The sequence below is a fragment of the Polaromonas sp. AET17H-212 genome, assembly GCF_002379085.1.
GTDB lineage: Bacteria > Pseudomonadota > Gammaproteobacteria > Burkholderiales > Burkholderiaceae_C > Polaromonas.
Map to the genome: position 1 here is coordinate 271,832 of NZ_NBZW01000003.1, position 6,255 is coordinate 278,086.

6 protein-coding genes and 1 pseudogene are annotated in these 6,255 nt (G+C 62.7%); 6 read left to right on the forward strand and 1 reads right to left on the reverse strand.

Annotation, left to right across the window (positions count from 1 at the left end):
* The first annotated feature begins 191 nt into the window (after window positions 1-191).
* Both ychF and B7G53_RS05285 read left to right on the forward strand, forming a co-directional pair.
* On the forward strand, window positions 192-1,277 hold the full coding sequence (gene ychF / locus B7G53_RS05280) for a redox-regulated ATPase YchF (RefSeq protein ID WP_096664568.1): 1,086 nt from the start codon (window positions 192-194) through the stop codon (window positions 1,275-1,277).
* 119 nt (window positions 1,278-1,396) lie between these two features.
* Window positions 1,397-2,146 carry an rRNA pseudouridine synthase gene (locus B7G53_RS05285; protein WP_096664571.1) on the forward strand — a complete coding sequence of 250 codons (750 nt, stop codon included), beginning with the start codon at window positions 1,397-1,399 and terminating at the stop codon, window positions 2,144-2,146.
* Window positions 2,147-2,278: 132 nt separating this feature from the next.
* Here B7G53_RS05285 and B7G53_RS05290 read toward each other — a convergent pair whose 3' ends face one another.
* Window positions 2,279-2,770 (reverse strand): YqaA family protein, encoded by a 492-nt coding sequence (locus tag B7G53_RS05290; protein ID WP_096664574.1) that lies wholly within the window; start codon window positions 2,768-2,770, stop codon window positions 2,279-2,281.
* Window positions 2,771-2,911: 141 nt separating this feature from the next.
* Between B7G53_RS05290 and dusB the strand changes: the two genes are divergently transcribed.
* The 4 genes and pseudogenes from dusB to B7G53_RS22440 form a co-directional block, all read left to right on the forward strand.
* Window positions 2,912-3,982 carry a tRNA dihydrouridine synthase DusB gene (gene dusB, locus B7G53_RS05295; RefSeq protein ID WP_096664577.1) on the forward strand — a complete coding sequence of 357 codons (1,071 nt, stop codon included), beginning with the start codon at window positions 2,912-2,914 and terminating at the stop codon, window positions 3,980-3,982.
* Window positions 3,979-4,215 carry a Fis family transcriptional regulator gene (locus B7G53_RS05300; RefSeq protein WP_096664580.1) on the forward strand — a complete coding sequence of 79 codons (237 nt, stop codon included), beginning with the start codon at window positions 3,979-3,981 and terminating at the stop codon, window positions 4,213-4,215. The genes dusB and B7G53_RS05300 overlap by 4 nt, the downstream gene beginning before the upstream one ends.
* A gap of 40 nt (window positions 4,216-4,255) precedes the next feature.
* The gene (purH, locus tag B7G53_RS05305) at window positions 4,256-5,827 is read left to right on the forward strand and encodes a bifunctional phosphoribosylaminoimidazolecarboxamide formyltransferase/IMP cyclohydrolase (RefSeq protein ID WP_096664583.1); all 1,572 of its coding nucleotides are present in this window, start codon (window positions 4,256-4,258) and stop codon (window positions 5,825-5,827) included.
* A gap of 114 nt (window positions 5,828-5,941) precedes the next feature.
* Window positions 5,942-6,255, forward strand: a pseudogene (locus B7G53_RS22440) (IS1595 family transposase); the annotation flags it as partial.

The window sequence follows — 6,255 nt, forward strand, 5'->3', positions numbered from 1 at the left end:
GCTGATCAGTACAATCGGCACCAGTTACCCCCAGGCAAAACGAGGACGAAAAATTGAGGAATTCGGGCATTTCAGGCCCGCTTCCCTGCTAAGTCAGGCCGGTTTGCGCATCGCGTTCTTGCCGGGCACGTCCCGTGCTGCCTGCGTTAGGCGCCGTCGTGCAAAAGGGGTTTGATTCATAAGGAAATTTCATGAAATGTGGCATCGTGGGCCTGCCCAATGTCGGTAAATCCACCCTTTTTAATGCCTTGACCAAGGCCGGCATCGCAGCGGAAAACTACCCGTTCTGCACCATCGAACCCAACGTCGGCATTGTGGAAGTGCCCGATCCGCGGCTGGCGGCGCTGGCGGCCATTGTCAAGCCCGAGAAGATCCAGTCTGCGATTGTCGAGTTTGTCGACATTGCCGGCCTGGTGGCGGGCGCCAGCACCGGCGAGGGCCTGGGCAACAAGTTTCTCGCGCACATCCGCGAGACCGATGCGATTGTGAACGTCGTGCGCTGCTTTGAGGACGACAACGTGATCCACGTGGCCGGCAAGGTGGACCCGATTTCCGACATCGAGGTGATCCAGACCGAGCTGTGCCTGGCGGATCTGACGGCGGTCGAAAAAGCCCTGCACCGCGTGACGAAAACCGCGCGCTCCGGCGACAAGGAGTCGATCAAGCTCGTCGCGATTCTGGAAAAATGCCAGGCCGCCCTCAATGAAGCCAAACCCGTGCGCACGCTGGAGTTCAGCAAGGAAGAGCAGCCGCTGCTCAAGCAGTTTTTCCTGATCACCGCCAAGCCGGCCATGTTCGTCGGCAACGTGGCCGAAGACGGCTTTGAAAACAACCCTTACCTGGACAAGCTGCGTGCCTACGCGGCGAGCCAGAATGCGCCTGTCGTGGCCATTTGCGCCAAGATGGAAGCCGAGATGGCCGACATGGAGGAAGAGGACAAAAAAATGTTCCTCGCCGAGATCGGCCAGGAAGAACCCGGGCTGAACCGCCTGATCCGCGCTGCCTACAAGCTGCTGGGCCTGCAGACCTACTTCACCGCCGGTGTGAAAGAGGTGCGCGCCTGGACCATCCATGTCGGCGACACCGGGCCGCAGGCGGCCGGCGTGATCCACACCGATTTCGAGAAGGGCTACATCCGCGCCCAGACCATCGCCTTTGACGACTTCATCGCCTACCATGGCGAACAGGGCGCCAAGGATGCGGGCAAGATGCGCAGTGAAGGCAAGGAATACATCGTCAAGGACGGCGACGTGATGAATTTCCTGTTCAGCAGCTAGGGCGCGGGCGTTGGCCCCGGGTTGAGAGTGTTTTATGCCGTCAGCCCTTTGCTGGCGGGCGCAAGCAGCTATATATTCAATAGCATATTTTTCGTATCACCCAGAGACCTCCCGCGTCCATGACTGAACCCGTCCGCCTCGCCAAACACCTGGCCCAGATGCTCAACTGCTCGCGCCGCGAAGCCGAGCAGTACATCGAAGGCGGCTGGGTGCGCGTTGATGGCGTGGTCGTGGAAGAGCCGCAGCACCGTGTGCTGGACCAGAAAGTCGAACTCGACCCGGACGGCAGCCTGCTGGCGCTGACGCCGGTGACGCTGCTGCTGAACAAGCCGCCAGGCTACGAGGCCGGCCTGGATGCAGGGAGCAAGCGCCTTGCCAACCCGGCTGCGCAGTTGCTGGTGCCGGCCAACCACGCGAAAGACGACCGCTCGGGCATCCGGCCCCTGAAAAAACATGTCAGTGCATTGACGCTGGCGACACCGCTGGCCACCCCGGCGAGCGGCCTGGTGGTCTTCACGCAGGACTGGCGCGTGGCGCGCAAGCTCAGCGAAGACGCCGCGGTCATGGAGCACGAGGTCATCGTGGACGTGACCGGTACCATCGCGCCGGGCGGCCTGCAGCGGCTCAACCGCATCGACCATGGCTTCACCTTCAACGGGGTGTTGTTGCCGCCGGCAAAGGTGAGCTGGCAAAACGAGACCCGTCTGCGTTTTGCGCTCAAGGGCGAACGCCCCGGGCAAATTGCCTTCATGTGTGAAAGCGTCGGGCTCACGGTTCAGGCGATGAAGCGCATCCGTGTCGGGCGGGTATCCATGAGCAGCCTGCCGATGGGACAGTGGCGCTATCTGCTGCCTCACGAACGGTTTTAGGGTCGCCGCCGGGTGGCACAGGCGTAAAAATACAAGCAGGGGCCGCGGATCTGGCTTTGCCAGTCCGCAGGCGCAGCGGCCCCCTCGGGGGGCAGGGAGCTACACGAAGTGAGCGACCGTGGGGGCCACCTTCTACCCGCCCCAAAACCGGATGCTGCCTGGAAAGGCCCAGACCAGTGCACCTGTCATCGTCACGTAACGCGCAAATTTCCCGATGGCCATGTAGGCCACGCAGGGCCAGAACGGAAACTTGAGCCAGCCCGCCACCGCGCACAGCGGGTCACCGACCCCGGGCAGCCAGGCCAGCAGGCAGGCTTTGGGCCCCAGCTTTTCCAGCCAGCGGATGGCCCGGCTGTGGTGTGAGGAGTGCGAATACTTGTCCACCACCTTGTGGGCGCCATAACCCAGCCACCAGTCGAGCGCGCCGCCCAGGGTGTTGCCCACCGTGGCCACCAGCACGGCCGGCCAGAACAGGTGCGGGCTGAGTTTGACGAGGCCGAAGACCACCGGTTCCGAACCCAGCGGCAGCAAGGTGGCGGAGATGAACGAGACCACAAACACCGTGCTCAAGCCGTATTCGGGCAGCGCCAGGGCCTCGATCAGGTGTTGTATCCAGAGTTCCATCTGGAGCGAGTATAGGCAGTACGCCCGCGTTCTGGCCCGGGAGCCGGCTTGAACGTCTCTTGTCCAGATTTCAATTGCTGAAATTTTGGGCAGTTACAATCGTGCCTCGTTTTTGAGCACCCACACCTGCCTCCCATTCCCATGAACATCGGCCCCTACGTTTTGGCGAACAACCTGTTTGCCGCGCCGATGGCGGGTGTCACCGACCGACCGTTCCGGCGTCTGTGCAAGGCCGGGGGGGCGGGCTACGCGGTCAGTGAAATGGTCACCTCGCGGCGCGACCTGTGGGACACCCTGAAGACCTCGCGCCGTGCCAACCACGACGGCGAGGTGGCGCCGATTGCCGTGCAGATTGCCGGCACCGATGCGCAGATGATGGCCGAGGCCGCTGCCTACAACATCGACCGCGGCGCGCAGATCATCGACATCAACATGGGTTGCCCGGCCAAGAAGGTCTGCAACAAGTGGGCCGGCTCCGCCCTGATGCAGGACGAGCCGCTGGCCCTGGCCATCGTCCAGGCGGTGGTGGCCGCCTGCGCGCCGCGCGGTGTTCCCGTGACCCTGAAAATGCGCACCGGCTGGGCCGAATCGCATAAAAACGCCGTCGCGCTGGCGCGTGCCTTTGAAGGTGCGGGCGTGCAGATGCTCACGGTCCACGGCCGCACGCGTGAGCAGGGTTACAAGGGCCAGGCCGAGTACGACACGATTGCCGCCGTCAAGGCTGCGGTCGCCGTTCCGGTGGTCGCCAACGGTGACATCGACACGCCCGAGAAAGCCCGCGATGTGCTGGCCTACACCGGCGCCGATGCGGTGATGGTGGGCCGTGCTGCCCAGGGCCGCCCCTGGATTTTTCGCGAGATGGCGCATTTTCTGGCGACGGGCACGCATCTTGCGCCGCCGCTGGTGGCCGAGGTCAAACGCCTGCTGCTCGATCACCTGCTGGACCACTACACACTCTACGGCGACTTCAGCGGCGTCAGGTCGGCACGCAAGCACATCGGCTGGTATGTCAGGACGTTGCCGGGCGGCGAGGCTTTCCGCGGCCGCATGAACCTGCTGGAGGACAGCGAGGCGCAATGGCAGGCGGTGGCGGATTTTTTTGACGGACTCGGCCTGCGCATGGACCGCATGCCCGTGGTGGGTGCCGGCATGGCGCAGCCGGCAGTCGGCGACAATGCAGAACAGAAAAAGAAGGAAGGGGAGCCCGCATGAGCAAGAAACACATAGAAGAATGCGTACGCACCAGCCTGGAAGGTTATTTCAGGGACTTGCGCGGCACGGAGCCGGACGGCATGTACGACATGATGGTGCGGGTGGTCGAAAAGCCCTTGCTGGAGGTGGTGATGCAGTATGCCGACCACAACCAGTCGCGCGCAGCCGAATGGCTGGGCCTGAACCGCAACACCCTGCGCAAAAAACTCGTTGAACACAAGCTGATCAAGTGACCTGATCGTCGCACCCCATTCCCAGAAACCAAAGACACGCATGAACGCCCTGATTTCCGTCTCCGACAAAACCGGCATTGTTGACTTCGCACGCGCGCTGCACGCTCTCGGCATCAAGCTGATCTCCACCGGCGGCACCGCCCGGCTGCTGGCCGACGAAAACCTGCCGGTGACCGAGGTCGCCGAACTGACGGGTTTCCCCGAGATGCTCGATGGCCGCGTCAAGACCCTGCACCCGATGGTGCACGGCGGCCTGTTGGCACGGCGCGATGTGCCCGAACACATGGCCGCGCTGAAAACCCACGGCATCGACACCATCGACCTGCTGGTCGTCAACCTCTACCCGTTTGAAGCGACGGTGGCCAAGGCCGGCTGCACGCTGGAAGACGCGATCGAAAACATCGACATCGGGGGCCCGGCCATGGTGCGTTCGGCCGCCAAGAACTGGAAAGATGTCGGTGTGCTGACCGACGCCTCGCAGTACGCCGGCGTGCTTCAGGAACTCAAGACAACCGGCCAACTGGCCGATGCCACCAAATTCGCCCTGTCGGTGGCCGCCTTCAACCGCATCAGCCAGTATGACGGCGCCATCAGCGACTACCTCTCGGGCATCCAGCCCGATGGCACGCACAGCCTGTTTCCCGGCCAGGCCAATGGCCGCTTCATCAAGGTGCAGGACCTGCGTTACGGCGAAAACGCGCACCAGCAGGCCGCGCTGTACCGCGACCTGTATCCGGCGCCGGGCTCGCTCGTGACAGCCAAACAGTTGCAGGGCAAGGAACTCTCCTACAACAACATCGCCGATGCCGACGCTGCCTGGGAGTGCGTCAAGAGTTTTGCCGGACCGGCCTGCGTCATCGTCAAACACGCCAACCCCTGCGGTGTCGCCATCGGCGCCGATGCGCTGGAAGCCTACAGCAAGGCCTTCAAGACCGACCCGACCTCGGCCTTCGGCGGCATCATCGCGCTGAACTGCACGCTCGACGAAACCGCGGCGCAGCAGATCGCCAAGCAGTTTGTCGAGGTGCTGATGGCCCCGGCCTTCACGCCCGCGGCGCTGGAGGTTTTCAAGACCAAGGTCAATGTGCGCATCCTGCAGATTGACCTGCCGCCGGGCGGCGACACGGCGTGGCAGCAGGGCCGCAACCTGATGGACATCAAGCGTGTCGGCTCCGGCCTGCTGATGCAGACCGCCGACAACCACGAACTGGCGCTGGCCGACATCAAGGTGGTCAGCAAGCTGCAGCCGACGCCGGCCCAGCTGCAGGACCTGATGTTCGCCTGGAAAGTCGCCAAATACGTGAAGTCCAACGCCATCGTGTTTTGTGCCAATGGCATGACCATGGGTGTCGGCGCCGGCCAGATGAGCCGCCTGGACTCCGCACGTATTGCCGGCATCAAGGCCGGGCATGCCGGCCTGTCGCTCAAGGGCACGGCGGTCGCGAGCGACGCCTTCTTTCCTTTCCGCGACGGTCTCGACGTGGTCGTGGATGCAGGCGCGAACTGTGTGATCCAGCCGGGCGGCAGCATGCGCGACCAGGAAGTGATCGATGCGGCCGACGAACGTGGCGTGGTGATGGTGCTCAGCGGCGTGCGGCACTTCCGGCATTGAATCCGGGCTTTGTTGATAAAAAGTGCCTGTATCCCATATTTCACGGGCGCAGTCAGCTATTTAATTGGGGGCTTAGGAAGCAAAGTTCACAGTCAAGTGAGCTAAGTTCCTATGGTGGTTCAGAAAAACCGGTATTTCAGGCGTTCCAAACTCAGTGAAGCAAAGCTGCGTCAAATCCTGCGCTACTTTGCGATGGATTTGACGGCAACGGACTGCGCACAACTCAGCGGCGTTTCGGTACGTTCGATCAACACGATCTATCTGCGCTTGAGAAAGCGAATGGCCGAGCAGTGCGAGAAGGTCTCTCCCCTGGGTGGGGAACTGGAAGCCGATGAGTCTTACTTCGGGCCACGCCGGGTGCGAGGTCTTCGTGGCCGTGGCGCCGGTCGAAAAACGGTTGTGTTCGGGCTGCTCAAGCGAGGTGACAG

Bases quoted from the DNA above. Each gene is read 5' to 3' on its own strand.
- ychF (WP_096664568.1), top strand. From the start codon at position 192: ATGAAATGTGGCATCGTGGGCCTGCCCAATGTCGGTAAATCCACCCTT.
- B7G53_RS05285 (WP_096664571.1), top strand. From the start codon at position 1,397: ATGACTGAACCCGTCCGCCTCGCCAAACACCTGGCCCAGATGCTCAAC.
- B7G53_RS05290 (WP_096664574.1), bottom strand. From the start codon at position 2,770: ATGGAACTCTGGATACAACACCTGATCGAGGCCCTGGCGCTGCCCGAA.
- dusB (WP_096664577.1), top strand. From the start codon at position 2,912: ATGAACATCGGCCCCTACGTTTTGGCGAACAACCTGTTTGCCGCGCCG.
- B7G53_RS05300 (WP_096664580.1), top strand. From the start codon at position 3,979: ATGAGCAAGAAACACATAGAAGAATGCGTACGCACCAGCCTGGAAGGT.
- purH (WP_096664583.1), top strand. From the start codon at position 4,256: ATGAACGCCCTGATTTCCGTCTCCGACAAAACCGGCATTGTTGACTTC.